Origin of the sequence: Streptomyces sp. NBC_01429 (assembly GCF_036231945.1) — a bacterium.
Taxonomy (GTDB): domain Bacteria; phylum Actinomycetota; class Actinomycetes; order Streptomycetales; family Streptomycetaceae; genus Streptomyces.
This window is the reverse complement of sequence record NZ_CP109599.1, coordinates 3,581,382-3,596,880: the sequence shown is the minus strand read 5'-3', so window position 1 is coordinate 3,596,880 and position 15,499 is coordinate 3,581,382. Positions and strand designations below refer to the sequence as shown.

Annotated in this window: 18 protein-coding genes and 1 pseudogene; 11 read left to right on the top strand and 8 right to left on the bottom strand. The window is 70.5% G+C overall.

The window, feature by feature from the left end; genetic code table 11:
- Nucleotides 1-11 precede the first annotated feature (11 nt).
- The 4 genes from OG627_RS15455 to OG627_RS15440 all read right to left on the bottom strand — a co-directional run bounded on the left by OG627_RS15455 (nt 12) and on the right by OG627_RS15440 (nt 3,477).
- Complete coding sequence (locus tag OG627_RS15455) at nt 12-236, bottom strand: hypothetical protein (RefSeq protein ID WP_329065453.1); 225 nt, start codon at nt 234-236, stop codon at nt 12-14.
- Between the two features lie 96 nt (nt 237-332).
- Complete coding sequence (locus tag OG627_RS15450) at nt 333-1,400, bottom strand: S1C family serine protease (RefSeq protein WP_329065451.1); 1,068 nt, start codon at nt 1,398-1,400, stop codon at nt 333-335.
- A gap of 385 nt (nt 1,401-1,785) precedes the next feature.
- Nucleotides 1,786-2,688 carry an amidohydrolase family protein gene (locus OG627_RS15445; protein ID WP_329065449.1) on the bottom strand — a complete coding sequence of 301 codons (903 nt, stop codon included), beginning with the start codon at nt 2,686-2,688 and terminating at the stop codon, nt 1,786-1,788.
- A 45-nt stretch (nt 2,689-2,733) separates the two neighbouring features.
- The gene (locus OG627_RS15440; protein WP_329072689.1) at nt 2,734-3,477 is read right to left on the bottom strand and encodes an SDR family oxidoreductase; all 744 of its coding nucleotides are present in this window, start codon (nt 3,475-3,477) and stop codon (nt 2,734-2,736) included.
- A 201-nt stretch (nt 3,478-3,678) separates the two neighbouring features.
- Between OG627_RS15440 and OG627_RS15435 the strand changes: the two genes are divergently transcribed.
- Nucleotides 3,679-4,623 carry a LysR family transcriptional regulator gene (locus OG627_RS15435; protein WP_329065447.1) on the top strand — a complete coding sequence of 315 codons (945 nt, stop codon included), beginning with the start codon at nt 3,679-3,681 and terminating at the stop codon, nt 4,621-4,623.
- 33 nt (nt 4,624-4,656) lie between these two features.
- Here the strand turns inward: OG627_RS15435 and OG627_RS15430 are convergent.
- The 3 genes and pseudogenes from OG627_RS15430 to OG627_RS15420 form a co-directional block, all read right to left on the bottom strand.
- A pseudogene (locus tag OG627_RS15430) lies at nt 4,657-4,905 on the bottom strand (transposase); the annotation flags it as partial.
- 79 nt (nt 4,906-4,984) lie between these two features.
- The gene (locus tag OG627_RS15425; RefSeq protein WP_329065445.1) at nt 4,985-6,007 is read right to left on the bottom strand and encodes a LacI family DNA-binding transcriptional regulator; all 1,023 of its coding nucleotides are present in this window, start codon (nt 6,005-6,007) and stop codon (nt 4,985-4,987) included.
- A gap of 24 nt (nt 6,008-6,031) precedes the next feature.
- The gene (locus OG627_RS15420) at nt 6,032-6,850 is read right to left on the bottom strand and encodes a response regulator transcription factor (RefSeq protein WP_329065443.1); all 819 of its coding nucleotides are present in this window, start codon (nt 6,848-6,850) and stop codon (nt 6,032-6,034) included.
- Between the two features lie 621 nt (nt 6,851-7,471).
- On the opposite strand from OG627_RS15420, the gene OG627_RS15415 reads away from it, so the two are divergent.
- From OG627_RS15415 to OG627_RS15390, 7 genes are all read left to right on the top strand, one after another.
- Complete coding sequence (locus OG627_RS15415; protein ID WP_329065441.1) at nt 7,472-7,726, top strand: MoaD/ThiS family protein; 255 nt, start codon at nt 7,472-7,474, stop codon at nt 7,724-7,726.
- Between the two features lie 10 nt (nt 7,727-7,736).
- Nucleotides 7,737-8,996, top strand: coding sequence for a hypothetical protein (locus OG627_RS15410; protein ID WP_329065439.1), 1,260 nt, complete (start codon nt 7,737-7,739; stop codon nt 8,994-8,996).
- Between the two features lie 266 nt (nt 8,997-9,262).
- Nucleotides 9,263-10,012, top strand: a complete 750-nt coding sequence (locus tag OG627_RS15405) for an LmeA family phospholipid-binding protein (protein WP_329065437.1) — start codon at nt 9,263-9,265, stop codon at nt 10,010-10,012.
- Nucleotides 10,013-10,242: 230 nt separating this feature from the next.
- Entirely contained in the window at nt 10,243-10,323 is an 81-nt protein-coding gene (locus OG627_RS35490; RefSeq protein WP_365390186.1) for a putative leader peptide, read from the top strand.
- 203 nt (nt 10,324-10,526) lie between these two features.
- Complete coding sequence (locus OG627_RS15400) at nt 10,527-11,366, top strand: sulfurtransferase (protein ID WP_329065435.1); 840 nt, start codon at nt 10,527-10,529, stop codon at nt 11,364-11,366.
- Nucleotides 11,367-11,400: 34 nt separating this feature from the next.
- Nucleotides 11,401-11,688, top strand: a complete 288-nt coding sequence (locus OG627_RS15395; RefSeq protein WP_030590573.1) for a DUF1416 domain-containing protein — start codon at nt 11,401-11,403, stop codon at nt 11,686-11,688.
- Nucleotides 11,689-11,836: 148 nt separating this feature from the next.
- Nucleotides 11,837-12,112, top strand: coding sequence for a DUF3099 domain-containing protein (locus OG627_RS15390; RefSeq protein ID WP_329065433.1), 276 nt, complete (start codon nt 11,837-11,839; stop codon nt 12,110-12,112).
- A gap of 78 nt (nt 12,113-12,190) precedes the next feature.
- Here OG627_RS15390 and OG627_RS15385 read toward each other — a convergent pair whose 3' ends face one another.
- Complete coding sequence (locus tag OG627_RS15385) at nt 12,191-12,559, bottom strand: DsrE family protein (protein ID WP_329065431.1); 369 nt, start codon at nt 12,557-12,559, stop codon at nt 12,191-12,193.
- A 133-nt stretch (nt 12,560-12,692) separates the two neighbouring features.
- Here OG627_RS15385 and OG627_RS15380 point away from each other — a divergent pair, with 133 nt between their 5' ends.
- Genes OG627_RS15380 through OG627_RS15370 form a run of 3 tightly spaced genes read left to right on the top strand, consistent with a single transcriptional unit; the run spans nt 12,693 to nt 15,252 of the window.
- Nucleotides 12,693-13,430, top strand: coding sequence for a hypothetical protein (locus OG627_RS15380; protein WP_329065429.1), 738 nt, complete (start codon nt 12,693-12,695; stop codon nt 13,428-13,430).
- Nucleotides 13,427-14,359 (top strand): hypothetical protein, encoded by a 933-nt coding sequence (locus OG627_RS15375; RefSeq protein WP_329065427.1) that lies wholly within the window; start codon nt 13,427-13,429, stop codon nt 14,357-14,359. The genes OG627_RS15380 and OG627_RS15375 overlap by 4 nt, the downstream gene beginning before the upstream one ends.
- Nucleotides 14,356-15,252, top strand: coding sequence for a hypothetical protein (locus OG627_RS15370; RefSeq protein ID WP_329065425.1), 897 nt, complete (start codon nt 14,356-14,358; stop codon nt 15,250-15,252). The genes OG627_RS15375 and OG627_RS15370 overlap by 4 nt, the downstream gene beginning before the upstream one ends.
- The last annotated feature ends 247 nt before the right edge of the window (nt 15,253-15,499 follow it).

Below are 15,499 nucleotides of genomic sequence, written 5' to 3'. Positions count from 1 at the left end.
CACGATGCCTCTCAGCCTCGCACGGCCGTCCGGCGGCGGCGGGCTCCGCGCGCCCTGGGGGCGGTACGGACCTCGTCCGCGCGGCGCGCCGGCGCGGCGGCCCGGGGCTGGGCCTTGGCCGGAGCCTTGGCGTGAGCCTGGGCCTCGGCCTGAGCGAGATCATGGACGAGGGCGAGCGGAAGCGCCAGGTCACTGGGGCCCGCCGGGCGGACAAGGCCGGTTTCGGTACTGGTCATGACGTATCTCCTCGGGGGTGTGTACGTGGCTGGGGGCGCGGGGCGCGGGGCGCGGGGCGCGTGGTCCGCCCGCCACCCGCTGCCCGCCACCTGCCGTCAGCTCGTACCGCCGGCGCGCAGGGTGGCGAGGTCCGCCTTGACGGTGTTGACGGGGATGGCGAAGCCGAGACCGACGCTGCCCGCGCTGGAGCCGGTGTCGGCGGACGACGAACTCGGGGCGTACATGGCCGAGTTGATGCCGACGATCTCGCCGTTCATGTTGATCAGCGCGCCACCGGAGTTGCCCGGGTTGAGCGAGGCGTCCGTCTGGAGCGCCTTGTACGTGGTCTTCGAGGACCCGGTGTCGCCGTTGAACTGCTGACCGCCGAACTCGAACGGCCAGTTCCCGTTGCCGCCCTGCTGTTGCTGTTGCTGCTGCTGGCTCTGGTCCTGGTCCTTGGCGACGGTGACGTCGCGGTTCAGGGCCGAGATGATGCCGCTGGTGACGGTGCCGGTCAGGCCCTCGGGGGAGCCGATCGCCACCACCTCGTCGCCCACCCGCACCTGGTCGGAGTCGCCGAGCGTGGCCGTCTTCAGACCGCCGGCGCCCTCCAGCTTGATCAGCGCGAGGTCCTTGTCGGCGTCGGTGCCCACGACCTTGGCCGTGTAGGTCTTGCCCGTGCTGAGCTGGACCTTCACCGTGGAGGCACCGGCGATGACGTGGTTGTTGGTGACGATCTCGCCGTCCGACGTGATGATCACGCCGGAGCCCGTCGCGTCACCGCTGGTGGAGGTCGCGTTGATCTCCACGATGGCCGGGGACAGCGCCTGCGCGACCCCGGCGACCGTTCCCTTGCTGCTCTGCGCGACGGGCGTACCGCTGATCACCGACGACGCGCCGGTCGTCCCGCTGTCCGTCCACCGCCCCACCAGCGCGGCCGACCCCCCGCCGACGATCGCCGCGGCCAGCGCGACAGCGGCGAGCAGCGCCACCGGCTTCTTGGCACGGTGCGTGGGAGCCGGTGCGGTGGCGGTGGTGCCGGGGGCGGTCGCCGTCGCCGGGTCGCCGTGAACCGTAGGACCGTACGAAGGCGGCGGCGGCCACGCCTGCCCACCCGGTGCCCCCATGGAGGGCTGCTGCTGCGTGCTGTCCGCGTCGCCGCTGCTGCGGTAGTTGTCGGTCATGGGAATGACTCTCGGCGCCGAACATGAGAGCCGGCTGAGGACCCGTTGAGAAGGGCAACAAAACCGCGTATGCCCTATATAAAGGCCCGCGGGACCGGCGCTCCGCGCCGAGGATCCGGGAGCGGGCGTCAGGCGGGTCGGCATGCCCGGCAGTGGCCGGGGCCGACAGCGGCGTCGGTGGGCCGGATCTCGTGGTGCGACTGGTGATAGTCCCAGATCAGTTCTGCTTCGCGGGTAGCCGTGCCGGAAACAGGATGTGACCGTGTGCCGTGTTCAGTCGCACACACAGCGGCCTGGGGGCGGTGCGCTGGAGATCTCGCCGCTGCGGTCGCACGGCGAGGACGTGACGCTCGCGGCGGACGAGTCGAGTGGACGCCGCGTTACGTCAGTTTGCCAGGCGACGGGATTCGGCAGCAGGAGACTGTGCGGGTGGCCATCCCATGATCCGGCGTGTGGTGCCGCCGAACAGCGCGGTCCTCTCCGACTTGGACAGCTCGGGCTGGTCGAGCAGGTAGTGCAGACCTTGGGCGTAGGAGTGGTAGCCCGGGTACCTCGGTACGGGATCGAAGCCGTGCAGCCGACCGAAGACCCGGTGCTGATCGGTCGCCCACATGCATCGGTCGGTGCCGAACGCGTCGAGGATCTGCAGCAGATGGGGCCAGACGTCCGGATACGGGTACGTCCGGGTGGACAGTGTCGGGGCGCCCGAGAGTTTGACGAAGACGTTCGGTAGTTCGGCGAGGGACAGTAGCTGGCCGAGGTCACGCCACGGTGGCTCGTCGGCCGGTGCGAAGGGCGGCTGGTTCAGCCCCATGTGGTCGATCACCAAAGGGAGTTCAGGGTGTGCGTGTGCCACTGGCGCAACGTCGGACAGAACACCCGAGGCCAGGAAGCAGACCGGCATCCGGTGCTGTTCGGCGGCGGTCAGCAGCTTCTCGTAGGCCCCGGCTCGCAGGCGCTCAACGGCAGCGGGGGGGAAAGCGATGTTGACCCGAAGTCCCAGAACGCCCGGTTCCTCTCGTGCGCGGGCCACCTGCCCGGCGATGTCGGGCGAGGTCTCGTCGAGCGTCAGCACGGTGGCGAGACGATCGGGGTGCCGGGCAACCGCGGCCTTGCACCACTCGACGGGAGCGACGTCCGGGTGGCTGACGAGGACGGCCGCGTCCACGCCTGCCGCGTCCATCTGTGCGAGGACGACCTCGGACAGCAGGTGCGGGTACGACTCGTCGCCGTGTGCCCACTGCGACCAGGGCCGTGGCAGATGCAATTGTGCGTCGATGATGTCCATGGGTGACTTTCTCCTGTGCTGCCGAACGGGTGGGTGGAGGGATGTTCAGGCCGCGATTCCGCTGCCTCCGCCGACGGTGATGTTCTGGCCAGTCACATAGCCGGAGGCGTCGGAGGCGAGAAATGCCACGGTTTCGGCGACCTCGCGGGCTGAACCCATACGTCCGAAGGGGATGCGGACGGCCATGTTTTCGGCGACCGCCGAGAGTTCCTCCGGAGAGAGGCCCGACTTCGACCAGATCGGGGTTTCGATGGCTCCCGGGCTCACCGCGTTGACGCGTATGCGCCGGGGAGCCAGTTCGATGGCCAATGAGGGGACCATCGTCAGCAGGGCCCCTCTGCTGGCGGCGGTGAGGCTCCCGCCGGGGATACCACGGATCGCGCCGATACCCACGGTGAAGATCACCGAGGCACCGTCACGGAGCAACGGCAGTGTCCGCTGGAGCGTGAAGAACTGCCCTTTCGTATTGATCGCGAACACGTCGTCGTAGGTTGCCTCGTCGACCGCCTCCAGCGGCGCGGCACGATTGATCCCGGCATTGAGGAAAAGGGCGTCGAGTGAGCCGAAGCGCGTGCGGACCTCGGACGCGAGGCGGTCGGTGTCGGACACTGAGCGCGAGTCCGCCCGGAGTACGACGACATCTTCGGGCAGCTCCTTCCTCGCGGCCGCGAGGGTGTCCGGGTTCTGTCCGGTGACCATCACCCGGTACCCCCGCTGATGCAGCAGTTCGGCCGTCGCCTTGCCGATTCCGCTGGTACCTCCGGTGATCAGGACGGCAGGTGAGGACATGGTGCGACTCCGATCGGACGGTGAGTCGAAAAAGGAAGCAGTGCGGTACCGGGGGCCGGCCGGGCCGCTGATCCTCAGTCTGCGTCCACCGCCTGCCCACCGGCCAATGAATGTTCCGCACCGAGCGATACTCGTCACGTATCGCCCCAGCTCACAGGCGTGCGCGGCATGCTTTCGCCCCGCCCGGAGGTAGGCTCAGGCATGCCCGACGTGCCACCGACATTCCCCGACCTGGATCTGAGACTGGTCCGCTGTTTCACCGTCGTCGCCGAGCACCGTCACTTCGGTCGCGCCGCCGACGCCCTGCACACCACTCAGCCCTCACTGAGCCGCCAGATCCGGCGTCTTGAGCGGCAGATGAGCGCCTGCTTGCTCGACCGTTCCCCGCGAGGCACCGAGCTGACCGAGGCCGGTGAGGCCTTCCTCCCGCTTGCCCGGACCCTGCTGGAATCCGCCGCCCGGGCTATGACACACGCCTGGGCCGCCGCCCAGCCCAAGCGCATCACCGTCGGCTACACCACCAACCTCATCGTCACTCCGGCCGTCGTCGAACTGCGTCGCCGCAACCCGGACACGGAGGTACGCGCCGTGCACCTGCCGTGGAACCAACCGCGCGAGGCACTGCTCGACGGCCGGGCGGACGTGGTGGTGACCCGGCTGCCACTGCGCACCGAGGGCCTCCAGGTCACTGTCCTGCGCGAGGAGTCCCGGATCCTCGTGGTTCCCCTCGGCCACCCCCTGGCCGACCGGGACTTCGTGACTCTCGACGACATAGCCGACGAACCCATGCCCCGGGTGCCCGACCCGGGCTGGAACGCCTTCTGGCGCATCGATCCTCGGCCCGGCGGACGTCCCGCACCTGACGGTCCGCTCGTCGAGGACGTCGAGGACAAGATCGAGCACATCGCCGCCGGGCAGGCCGTCGCGATCGTCCCCGCCGGCGAGTACCTCAACCGCCTGCGCCCCGGGCTCACCACTGTTCCCCTGAAGGGCGTCACGCCCAGTCACGTTGTCCTGGTTACCCGCGCCGGCGACCACAACCAGTTGGTGAGGGCATTTCGGGAACTCGCAGGACACCACCTGGCCCTACCACCAGGGGACCGGCCGACGGTGAGCGGATCGACCCCGACCAGATCTCCTTTGTGATGGTCCTCAAGCACGTCCGCCGCGGCGTGCTCACCAGGTCCTGGCCTTCGTCCACTCGGCGAAACGTCGGTGGGCCGTCGCCCCGGACGGCCCGAACGACGCCGCGGGCAGCCGCTGCCACGTGCAGCCCGACGTGGCCACGAACACGATCGCCGCCAGGACCTCCCGGTCACCGTGGCGACGCCGACCGCCACCCTGAGGCCGCGACGGCGCCTCCGCCACCACCCGCTGGAACAGCTCCCACAACTCGTCCGGCACCAGCCGCTCAACAGTCCCCGCCACGGCCAACAGCCCACCCAACCAAGCGAGATGACGTCTTCGGGCGTGGGACGGGGCGGGCCACAGCCGCTGAGCGCAGCGGTTACGCGCAGCCGCAGGAGCGGCGGAGGATCAGGGCCGAGGGGAACTGCTTCACGCGTTCCCTGCGGGAGCCCGCGATGCGCAGGCCCTCGTCCAGGACCAGGTCCACCGCGGCGCGGGCCATCGCGGGGCGGTCGGAGGAGATCGTCGTCAGTGGCGGGTCGGTGAGACCGGCCTCCTTGACGTCGTCGAAGCCGGCGACCGCCAGCTCGCCCGGCACGTCGATGCGCAGCTCGCGGGCGGCGCGCAGGACGCCGATGGCCTGGTCGTCGGTGGAGCAGAAGATGGCCGGGGGGCGGTCGGGGCCCGCGAGCAGTTCGAGCGCGATGAGGTAGGCGTCGTAACGGTTGTACGGGGCCTGGAAGAGGCGGCCCTCCACCGAACGCCCGGACTCCAGCATCGCCCGCCGCCAGCCCTCGACGTGGTCGGCCACCGGGTCGCCGACGGCCGGGGTCGACTCGACGCCGCCGAGGCAGGCCACATAGGGATGGCCGTGCTCCAGCAGATGGCGGGTGGCGAGCTGGGCGCCGCCGATGTCGTCCGTGATGACGGCGACGTCGTCGATGTTCTCCGGCCGCTCGTGCAGCAGCACCACCCGGGCGTCCCAGGCGTCGATCTCGGCGGCCGCGCGCTCGCTCGGACCCTGGCTGACCAGGATCAGCCCGGAGACCCGCATGCCGAGGAAGGCACGCAGATAGTGGACCTCGCGCTCGTCCCGGTAGTCGGAGTTCCCGACGAGGACCATTTTCCCGCGCTCGGCCGCGGCCTGCTCCACGGCGTGCGCCATCTCCGCGAAGAAGGGCTGCCGGGCGTCGGGCACGACCATCCCTATGAGGTCGGTCCGCCGCGAGGCCATCGCCTGGGCGACCCGGTCCGGGCGGTAGCCCAGCTCCTTGATCGCGGCGACCACCCGCTCGCGCGTGGCCGGGGCGACCGGCCGGGGTCCGTTGTTGATGACGTAGCTGACGACCGCAGTCGACGTACCCGCCAGTCGTGCCACATCATCCCGCGTCACCTTGGCCACGCGCGGCAGTCTACGCGGGGTGACCTACCTCTTGGCAGGGCGTACGGAAGCTTCTTCCACCGCTTCTTCCACGGCTGCCACCACCGCGTCATCGCGGTCCTCGGGCGAGGAGGCCCCGGCGCCGCTGCGCTGCTCGGGCTTCTCGGCGGCGGCGCGCTCGGCCTTCTCCGGCTTCTCCGGGGTGACGAAGCGGTATCCCACGTTCCGTACGGTGCCGATCAGCGACTCGTGCTCGACGCCGAGCTTGGCGCGCAGCCGCCGTACGTGGACGTCGACCGTTCGCGTACCGCCGAAGTAGTCGTAGCCCCAGACCTCTTGGAGCAGCTGGGCCCGGGTGAAGACCCGGCCGGGGTGCTGCGCGAGGTACTTGAGCAGCTCGAACTCCTTGAAGGTCAGGTCCAGGACCCGGCCCTTGAGCTTCGCGCTGTACGTCGCCTCGTCGACCGAGAGGTCGCCGTTGCGGATCTCCATCGGGGAGTCGTCGGTCGAGATCTGCTGGCGGCCCATCGCGAGCCGCAGCCGCGCCTCGACCTCGGCCGGGCCCGCCGTGTCCAGCAGGACGTCGTCGATGCCCCAGTCGGCGGTGACGGCCGCGAGGCCGCCCTCGGTGACGACGAGGATCAGCGGGCAGCCGGGTCCGGTGGACCGCAGCAGCTGGCAGAGCGAGCGCACCTGCGGAAGGTCGCGGCGGCCGTCGATCAGAATGACATCGGCACCAGGGGTGTCGACGAGGGCGGGCCCCTCGGCGGGGGCCACCCGCACATTGTGGAGCAGAAGTCCGAGAGCGGGCAGCACCTCCGTGGAGGGCTGGAGTGCGTTGGTCAGAAGCAGCAGAGAACTCATCGCCGCCCACCTGCCTCGGTCGGACTGTTGTCGTTCACGGTTCGCTTGCCCATTACGTCGGTTCCTCCTCGGTCCCTGCGAGGACGTATGCGGCACTGCTGGGTACTGCCGGTCCTGCGTGCGGGCCCCGCGCCCCGGGGGTCCGCGTTCTCGAACCTGTTCGTCCGAGCTGTTCCTTGTGTCTGCGAATTCCGTCTGTGTCATCTGTCTGTAACAACAGGCGGGAAACACAAAAGGACCCGGGGGCTACATTGCCCGGATCCTCTGCACAGGAGAATAACCCACTTGTGTTCCGGTGGAGAGGGGCAATCTCGCAGATCACGTGTTTGGCCGGGCGCGCGCGGCGTCGGGCGCGGGGTGTTCGGGGCCGCGTCCCGAGGGTCGAAAGAGCCACGTTTGCCCTGCGTGTGCCTGGTGTAAGCGCCGCATCGGGGCGGTGTACGAGCCATGTACGGAAGGTTTCGCGTGATGCGGGGCACAGGGGGCGCACAGAGGCGCGGAACTTCTCCGTCATCATGGGGAGGAGAGGGGTACGTACGGGCGTACGGGTGACACGGGCCGCCCACGTGTACGGGCCGGTGCCGGTGCCGGCGGCGGTGCGCGGGGAGGAGAGGAACGGACATGGCGTCGGGCACGATCCGCTACTGGGCTGCGGCCAAGGCCGCCGCGGGAGTCGCGGAGGAGCCGTACACGGCGGAGAATCTCGCCGAGGCGCTGGACGCCGCCCGGGTGAGGCACCCCGGCGAGCTGGTCCGGGTACTCCGCAGATCCTCGTTCCTTGTCGACGGCGACCCCGTGGGTACCCGTGGGCATGAGACCGTACGCCTTGCCGAGGGCGGCACGGTCGAGGTGCTCCCGCCGTTCGCAGGAGGGTGAACCGCAGCATATGAGCAACGATCAGCAGTATCCGTACGGCCAGGGGCAGGGCCAGGGCCAGGGTGCGCGTTCCGGGCCGCAGGGCTGGGCGGAGCCCCAGCAGCCGGGACAGGGGCAGGGGCCGGGACAGGGACAGCCGGAGGTCCCCGCCGCGCAGACGTGGGAGGGGCAGACCTGGGACACCCAGTACCAGCCGCAGATCCGGCCGCAGGCGTCGGGACCGGTGCCGGACCAGGGGGCCGGGCAGGCTCCGGGGCAGGCGTACCAGCAGGCTCAGCAGGCCCAGCAGGCCCAGCAGGCTCCGCGGGCCGCCGCGGCGGCTGACACCGCGTATCTGCCCCCGCAGGCCCCGGCTCCGGCTCCGGCCCATGCCCCGGCCCATGCCCCTGCTCCGGCTTCGGCTTCGGCTTCGGGGCAGGCTCCGACGACGCCGCCCCCGCCGCCCGGCGCGGGCGGGTCCGTCGACACCAGCGGGTACAGCACGCCCACCACCCTGGGCAGCGCCCGGATGACCGACGCCCAGCGCGCCCGTGCCGAGGGCCGCTCGCCGATCATTCCGCCCGGCATCCAGCCGGCCGGGCTGACCGCGCTGCTCGGGCTGCTGCTGGCCGGGGGCGCGGCCCTCGGGTCGTACGGCTTGCTCGTGCCCCTCGTACTGCTCCAGGCCGTCACGGCCGCCGGCTGGTTCCGGCTGAACGGCATGTGGCCGGCCCGGCAGGGCATCGCGCTCGCGTTCCTCGGCGGCGTCGTCGCCGATGTCGCGCTGCTCGCCGCGGGCCGGGAGAGCGGCGCCGCCGCGATCCTCGGCACGCTCGGGGTGTGGGTGCTGCTCGTCGTCGTCCTCCAGCTGCGCAGTCCCGCGACCGGCGACGAGCGGATGGCCGGCCTGATGGCCGCCGTCGCCTCCGCCGCGCTCGCCATCCTCGCCGCCGGGCACCTGGCGGCACCGCCGGCCGCCGTGGTCGTCGGGGCGATCGCCGTCGCGGTGGCCACCGTGGTCCGCGCGCTGCCGCTGCCGGGGCCCGTCTCCCTCGTGGCCGCTCCGCTGGCCGGCATGGTCGCGGGTCTCGTGGTCGGCGGGATGACGGACGACCTGACCAGCGGCCGGGGCGCGGTGCTGGGACTGGTCGCCGGGGTCTGCGCGCTGATCGGGCTGCGGGCGGCGAGCTACGACTACCCGTCGCGCTTCGTGCACATGACCGCCGGGGTGGCCCTGCCGCTCACGGCCGCCGCACCGGCCGTCTACCTGCTGGGTCGCGCACTGGTCTGACGGTGGAAGCCGGTGTGGGCCGGAAGCGGCCGGCGGGAACCGTTTGCCTCCGCCGGACGTCGATCACTGGGATCGACGGGACCGACGGGATCGATCACTCCGGCGGGCGGTATCCGAATCCGGGTACCGCCCGCCGGAGTTACGCTCACGGTCATGGTCGCGGGCGGGGCCGGCGCCAGGACCACGTACGTACGTGCACCCACACGTACGTGTACGCACATGACCGGCCGAGGTCATGACCGACCAGGGTGGGGGAACACCGAGCAATGCGCGCACTGCGAATACTGCTGATACTCGTCGTGATCTTCGGCGGGCTCTTCGTCGCCGCCGACCGGGCGGCCGTGTACTTCGCCGAGGGCCAGGTCGCCGAGAAGATCAAGTCGAGCCAGGGCCTCAGCTCCGACCCCGAGGTCTCCATCAAGGGCTTCCCCTTCCTCACCCAGGTCCTGAACTCCTCCCTGGACGAGATCGAGATCGGCCTCGGCGGCGTCAACGCCACCGTGGACGGCCGCACGATCCAGGTGACCGAGGTCAAGGCGGTCCTCAAGGACGTCAGGGTCGACAGCAGTTTCTCCTCCGCGACGGCGGGACAGGCCGACGGCTCGGCCCGGATCTCGTACGCGGACCTCCAGCAGTCGGCGCCGAAGGGCGTGAGCGTCGGGTACGCGGGCGCCGACCGGGCGGCCAAGAGCCAGGTCAAGCTGTCGGGCTCGCTGGCCGATGTGGCGGAGGGCGCGGGCGTCACCATCCCCGCCCCGTTCAAGTCGCTGCTGGACGGCGAGAAGCTCAGCGTCTACAGCACGGTCTCGCTGGTGAACGGCCACACCGTCCGGCTGAAGGCCGCCACCCTGCCCACGCTGCCGATTCCGGGCTTCGACAGCCAGCTGCGCGACCTGGTGGACTACGACATGAAGATCGACGGGCTGCCGTCGACGGTCAAGCTCGACAAGGTGGACGCGGCGGAGACCGGGCTGCGGTTCTCGGGCACGGGGACGAACGTCTCGCTGACGGGCTGACGGGCTGACCGGCTGACGGGCCCCGCCGGAACAGGCGGCCGGATCGTGAGACGAGGTGTCCGTTCCGCAGATGCGGGCAGGATGAGGGAGGCGGTACGGGCGGCGGCGGCCGTTCGGACCATCGTCCCGTACCGCGTTCGGTCCGTCTTCGTCTCGACATGTGGATGATCGCGTCTCAGAATGCGACACGGCGGTGACATGGCCCTCGTGACGTACCTACGATCGGTCATATGAAGCTTCAGGCGGACCTCACGAAGCGGCGGGCAGTAGACCTGTGCCGCGTCGCCGCCATGCTCTGTCGCACTCTCTGAGCGGGACGTTCGCGTTCCCCCCCCCGCCCCTTCCCCGGGCCCTTCGAGCCGCAGCTCAGGACCCCGCCCAGCCGCCCCAGGGCCGTCACCGGCCCGAACGCGCCGGGCCGGTGCCCGGAGAGCACGGGCCGCAACCGCGTCCGATCCCCGAAGCCACCGCACACAGCACCATCTCGCCGCACACTGCCCCGGAGGAGAACAGCATGAGCCGCAGTGACGTCCTGGTAGACGCCGACTGGGTCGAGGCCCACATCGACGACCCGAAGGTAGTCATCGTCGAGGTCGACGAGGACACCTCGGCCTACGACAAGAACCACATCAAGAACGCGGTCAGGATCGACTGGAAGAGCGACCTCCAGGACCCGGTCCGCCGCGACTTCGTCGACCAGGAGGGCTTCGAGAAGCTCCTGTCCGCCAAGGGCATCGGCAACGACGACACGGTCGTGCTCTACGGCGGCAACAACAACTGGTTCGCCTCCTACGCCTACTGGTACTTCAAGCTGTACGGCCACGACTCCGTCAAGCTCCTCGACGGCGGCCGCAAGAAGTGGGAGCTGGACTCCCGCGACCTGGTCGAAGCCGTCCCGACCCGCGCCACCACCGCGTACAAGGCCAAGGCGCAGGACACCTCGATCCGCGCCTTCCGTGACGACGCGGTCGCCGCGATCGGCACGCAGAACCTGGTCGACGTGCGCTCGCCCGACGAGTTCAGCGGCAAGCTGCTCGCCCCGGCGCACCTCCCGCAGGAGCAGTCGCAGCGTCCGGGCCACATCCCGTCCGCCCGCAACATCCCGTGGTCGAAGAACGCCAACGACGACGGCACGTTCAAGTCGGACGACGAGCTGAAGCAGCTCTACGTGGACGAGCGGATCGACCTGGCCAAGGACACCGTCGCGTACTGCCGCATCGGTGAGCGCTCGGCGCTCACCTGGTTCGTGCTGCACGAGCTGCTCGGCGTGGACAACGTCAAGAACTACGACGGCTCGTGGACCGAGTACGGCTCCCTCGTCGGCGTGCCGATCGAGCTCGGCGCCAACAAGTAATCCCGCCCGACCTGCGACAGAAGGACTGAACAGTATGTGTGGAGCACAGGCCGGCGGCCCGGACGCTTCGACGATCAAGCCCGGCGAGACCACCATCCAGGGCTCCGTGACGCGTGACGGCGAGCCCGTCACCGGCTACGTACGCCTGCTGGACTCGACCGGCGAGTTCACCGCCGAGGTCCCGACCTCGGCGACCGGCCAGTTCCGCTTCTACGCGGCCGAGGGCACGTGGACGGTACGCGCCCTCGTCCCGGGTGGCTCGGCGGACCGTACGGTCGTCGCGCAGACCGGTGGCCTCTCCGAGGTCGCGATCGCGGTCTGAGTTCCACGCCGCTGATTCACGTACTACCGGCCGGAGGGCCGTGCCCCAGGGGGTTGGACGCTTCCACTGACGGGGCACGGTCCTTCGCGCCGTTTTCCGTGCCGTTTTTTCCTGCCGTCCCGGCGGCCTCCGGTCGTACGCTGGAGGTATGTACACGCGGCGCCGTCGCGGCTACTTCCTGATCATGGGCGGATGCCTGGTCCTCTTCGTCTCCGCCTGGACCTTCGTGCGCATCTGGTCGGTCCCGGCCGCCATCGCGCTGTGCGTGGTGGCGCTGCTGCTCCCGCCGATCGCCGCCATCGTGGGCAATACGCGCGACAAGGACGACCGGTGGTGGGACGAGCCGCCGGAGGACCCGGAGACCCGCGAGACGCGGAAGTCTGAGCGCTGGCTGGACGAGCTGGAACGCAGGAAGCGCCGCTAGGGATCAGGGGTTCCGGGGCCCAGGAGCGCCGGGGCGCCGGGGCGCCCGTTGGGACGCCCCGCGCCCGCGCCCGCTGCCTCAGTAGACGAGCGCCTGGACGCCGTCCGCCATGATCTCGCTGACGAAGACCTGCGCCCCGGCGATCCGCACCCCCGCCAGCACGTCCTTCTCCTCGATCCCGCGCCGAGCCGCGCACTGTGTGCACAGGGTGATCCGCCCGCCTGCCTGGATGGACTCGATCAGCTCCGGCAGCGGCGCCGCGTGCGGCAGCTCGAACTCCGCCGCCCGCCCCGGCAGCGCGAACCACGCCGACTCGCCCGTCAGCCACAACGACACCTCGACCCCGCTGGCCACGGCGACCGCCGCCACCGTGAAGGCCTGGGAGCAGCGCTCGGGGGCGTCGGCTCCGGCGGTCACTTTGATCACGAGCTTCTTCGCGGATTGCATATGCGGAATCGTAATCCGCCGCCGCGCAACCCCCGCCCGTCGCCGTCGGTCTGCGCTGGGGCGCGCGGGTAACCCGCCCGCGCCGCAGAACCGATGACGGTCCGACGGCCGTTGCGTGGGGGGAACAGCGAACGTGCAATCCAAGAACCGAAGACGCGGCCGTACGGCCCTGCTGATCGCCACCGCCGCCGTACTCGGCCTCGTCGCCGGCACGGCCACCGGATACGCGATACAGGCCGACCGCGCGCCGACGCCCCTGCCGGCGCTGGGGCAGCCGGGGCTGGCCCATCCGGCGAAGCCGCTGCCCGCGGGGAAGGCGGCGAAGGCGCTGGGCGCGGCGCGGGACAGCCAGGTCAGAGTCGAAGGCGATCTGCGGAAGCTGCTGATCAGCGCGCCCCCGGGGAGCCGTGCGGGATTCGCGGACTGGGACAACGACGGCTGGTTGTCGCCCTCCGCGTACGCCGCCTACTTCGGTGTGGGTGAGCCGACATTCGACTGGCTGGTGGCGAGCGACGTGCGCCGGATCGCCGCCCGCTCCTGGGAGCGGGGGGAGGGGGAGGGCAATGTGGTCCTGATGCAGTTCCGGCCCGGTATGACGGACTTGGGCGCGGCCGCGTGGGTGGAGAGCACGACGTACTTCAACCAGGAAGAGGCCGGATACGCCGGTGACCCCGTCAAGGGCAGTGTCACGGGTCGCTACTTCACCTACGAGGCGGGGGACGACTCCGAGTTCGAGGCGCCGTACCCGTATCAGGCGGTCGGTGCCGCGCGGCGGGGGGACGTGGTGGCGATCGTCAACCTCTTCGATGCCGAGCCCATCCCCAAGAAGGACATCGCGACCCTGATCGAGCGGCAGTTGGAGCGCCTGTGAACGACGACGGCAAGCGCGCGGCCGACGCCGCGCCCGAGCAGGTGGCCGAGGACGGGCCAGTGGCCGAGCCCGTGACCGAGCCCGTGCCCGAGGACGTACCAGTGGCCGAGCACGTGGCCGGAGCCGGAGCCGGAGCCGGAGCCGCAGCCGAAGACGCAGCCGCGGCGGAGAACCCTGCCGAGCCCGTGCCCGCAACGCGCCTCCGGCGGTTCTTCGGGACCGTGCTGCCCGCCCTCCTCGTCGTGGGCGCCCTCGGCGGCGGCATCGCGTTCATCGGGATCACGGTGGACGGAGCCGACCGGACCGTACCCACGGTCGTCTGGGACAAGACCGACGCCGAGCCGGGCACGGACCCGGCCGACCCCGTGGGCAAGGGCCGTACGGACGGCGCCCTCACCCAAAAGCTGCTGCCGGTCCCGCGCGGCTACGTTCTCGGCCCGGACGCGGGGGAGTACGGCAATGACAGTGAACTGACCGCCAGGCAGGCGAAGGCCCAATTGAAGAAGATCTTCGGCGCATACCTCCCGTCCTCGCGCGGCGAGATCGACGAGGAGATCGACAAGGCGGGCATTCAGGGGCTCGCCTTCCGCACGTACCGCGCGCGGCAGTCGGGAACGATCGTGCAGATCACCCTCACCCGCATGACGGACCGGGCGACCGTACGCGACTGGTACTCGGCGCGGTCGCAGGCACTGTGGATGCGCAAGGGGCCCGTCGTCGGCGCAGGTGACAAGGCCAAGTGCTTTCTGCCGCCCAAGGATGTCGATGAGCTCATGGGCGGCATCAAGTCGATGAGCTGTGTGGCCTACGACGGTGAACTGGGCCTGACGGTCAATGCGGAGGGCACGAAGAAGTTCGACAAGCAGGCCGTCGCCGAACTGGTGAACAAGCAGCTCCGCCACATCGAATCCCCGGGGAACTACATATGAGCGAGCAGAAGACTTCCCCTTCTTCCTCTCCGGATTCCTCTCCGGAAGAGCCCGCGGCCTCCCCGGAGGGTTCGCCGGACGTTCCCTCCCCGGCGGAAGCCGACGCCGACGCCGGCCCCCGGCCGCCCGAGCCGCCCCGTCGCGTTCTGCGCGCGGTCACCCGCTGGGCCGTCGTCCTCGCCGTCTTCGCCGGTCTCGGCAGCGGCGTGGCGTACGGCATCAGCGGGATGGAGCGCGATGACGTGCCCGGGCTCGGAACCGTGAGCGACGGCCGCTGGGACTACCCCGAGCTGTCCCTGCCCGCGCTGCCCGCCGGCTCGCCGCGCCCCTTCAACGACGACAACCCCGCCTCTATCCACTACGCGGACCCCCGCGATCTGCTGCTTCCGGCCCCGGCCGGGGCCACCGCCGACAAGGAACTGTCCGGTGGCTGGGTGAGCACCGAGCGGTTCACGGCCGAATACGAGAAGGAACGGCGGACCGGCCTGCGCACGGCGCTGCGCGAGGCTTCCGTACGGAACATCGCGGCCCGCGGCTGGACCATGCCCGACGGCACCGAGGCGCGGATCTACCTGCTGCACTTCCAGGGGAACGCGCACACGTTCGATTTCTTCTACGAGCAGATCGACCCGGCGAACGACGCCGGAGTCCCGTTGACGGCTGCGCGGGAGACGGAGCTGGACGAGGACTGGCCCGAGGCGGCGGCGGACGCCGTTCAGGGCACCGACGCGTACGTGTTCCAGGAGCCGGAACCGTACGGCGCCACCCAGGTCAGGCAGGCGTACGTCGTCGCGGGGGACACCCTCGCGCTGATCGTGCACGAGAAGAAGGGCGGCACGCCCGCCGTCCCCTTCCATCAGACGGTGATCCTCCAGAACCAGCTGCTCGGCTGAGACCGCGGGGGCGGCCCGGCGCCGCGGTCTCGGCCGAGCAGCCCCGTACCACCTCGGAGTACCTCGACGAGAGGGCCGGGCGCCCACCCATTAGGCTGGGCCCCGGCCCCTACCGCTCGTACCGCTCGTCCGAGGAGCACCCGTGCTTGAGATCTTCTTCTCCACCCTGCTGGTCCTCGTCTGTGTCGGCGTGCTCGCCTTCACCGGACTGGCCGTGAAGAAGCTGTACCAGGGCCAGCGCTGATCT

Excerpts from the sequence above, each read along its gene's own strand:
- OG627_RS15415 (WP_329065441.1), top strand. The coding sequence starts at position 7,472 with ATGGCGTCGGGCACGATCCGCTACTGGGCTGCGGCCAAGGCCGCCGCG.
- OG627_RS15420 (WP_329065443.1), bottom strand. The coding sequence starts at position 6,850 with ATGAGTTCTCTGCTGCTTCTGACCAACGCACTCCAGCCCTCCACGGAG.
- OG627_RS15385 (WP_329065431.1), bottom strand. The coding sequence starts at position 12,559 with ATGCAATCCGCGAAGAAGCTCGTGATCAAAGTGACCGCCGGAGCCGAC.
- OG627_RS15400 (WP_329065435.1), top strand. The coding sequence starts at position 10,527 with ATGAGCCGCAGTGACGTCCTGGTAGACGCCGACTGGGTCGAGGCCCAC.
- OG627_RS35490 (WP_365390186.1), top strand. The coding sequence starts at position 10,243 with ATGAAGCTTCAGGCGGACCTCACGAAGCGGCGGGCAGTAGACCTGTGC.
- OG627_RS15395 (WP_030590573.1), top strand. The coding sequence starts at position 11,401 with ATGTGTGGAGCACAGGCCGGCGGCCCGGACGCTTCGACGATCAAGCCC.
- OG627_RS15445 (WP_329065449.1), bottom strand. The coding sequence starts at position 2,688 with ATGGACATCATCGACGCACAATTGCATCTGCCACGGCCCTGGTCGCAG.
- OG627_RS15440 (WP_329072689.1), bottom strand. The coding sequence starts at position 3,477 with ATGTCCTCACCTGCCGTCCTGATCACCGGAGGTACCAGCGGAATCGGC.
- OG627_RS15390 (WP_329065433.1), top strand. The coding sequence starts at position 11,837 with ATGTACACGCGGCGCCGTCGCGGCTACTTCCTGATCATGGGCGGATGC.
- OG627_RS15410 (WP_329065439.1), top strand. The coding sequence starts at position 7,737 with ATGAGCAACGATCAGCAGTATCCGTACGGCCAGGGGCAGGGCCAGGGC.
- OG627_RS15450 (WP_329065451.1), bottom strand. The coding sequence starts at position 1,400 with ATGACCGACAACTACCGCAGCAGCGGCGACGCGGACAGCACGCAGCAG.
- OG627_RS15370 (WP_329065425.1), top strand. The coding sequence starts at position 14,356 with ATGAGCGAGCAGAAGACTTCCCCTTCTTCCTCTCCGGATTCCTCTCCG.
- OG627_RS15435 (WP_329065447.1), top strand. The coding sequence starts at position 3,679 with ATGCCCGACGTGCCACCGACATTCCCCGACCTGGATCTGAGACTGGTC.
- OG627_RS15455 (WP_329065453.1), bottom strand. The coding sequence starts at position 236 with ATGACCAGTACCGAAACCGGCCTTGTCCGCCCGGCGGGCCCCAGTGAC.
- OG627_RS15405 (WP_329065437.1), top strand. The coding sequence starts at position 9,263 with ATGCGCGCACTGCGAATACTGCTGATACTCGTCGTGATCTTCGGCGGG.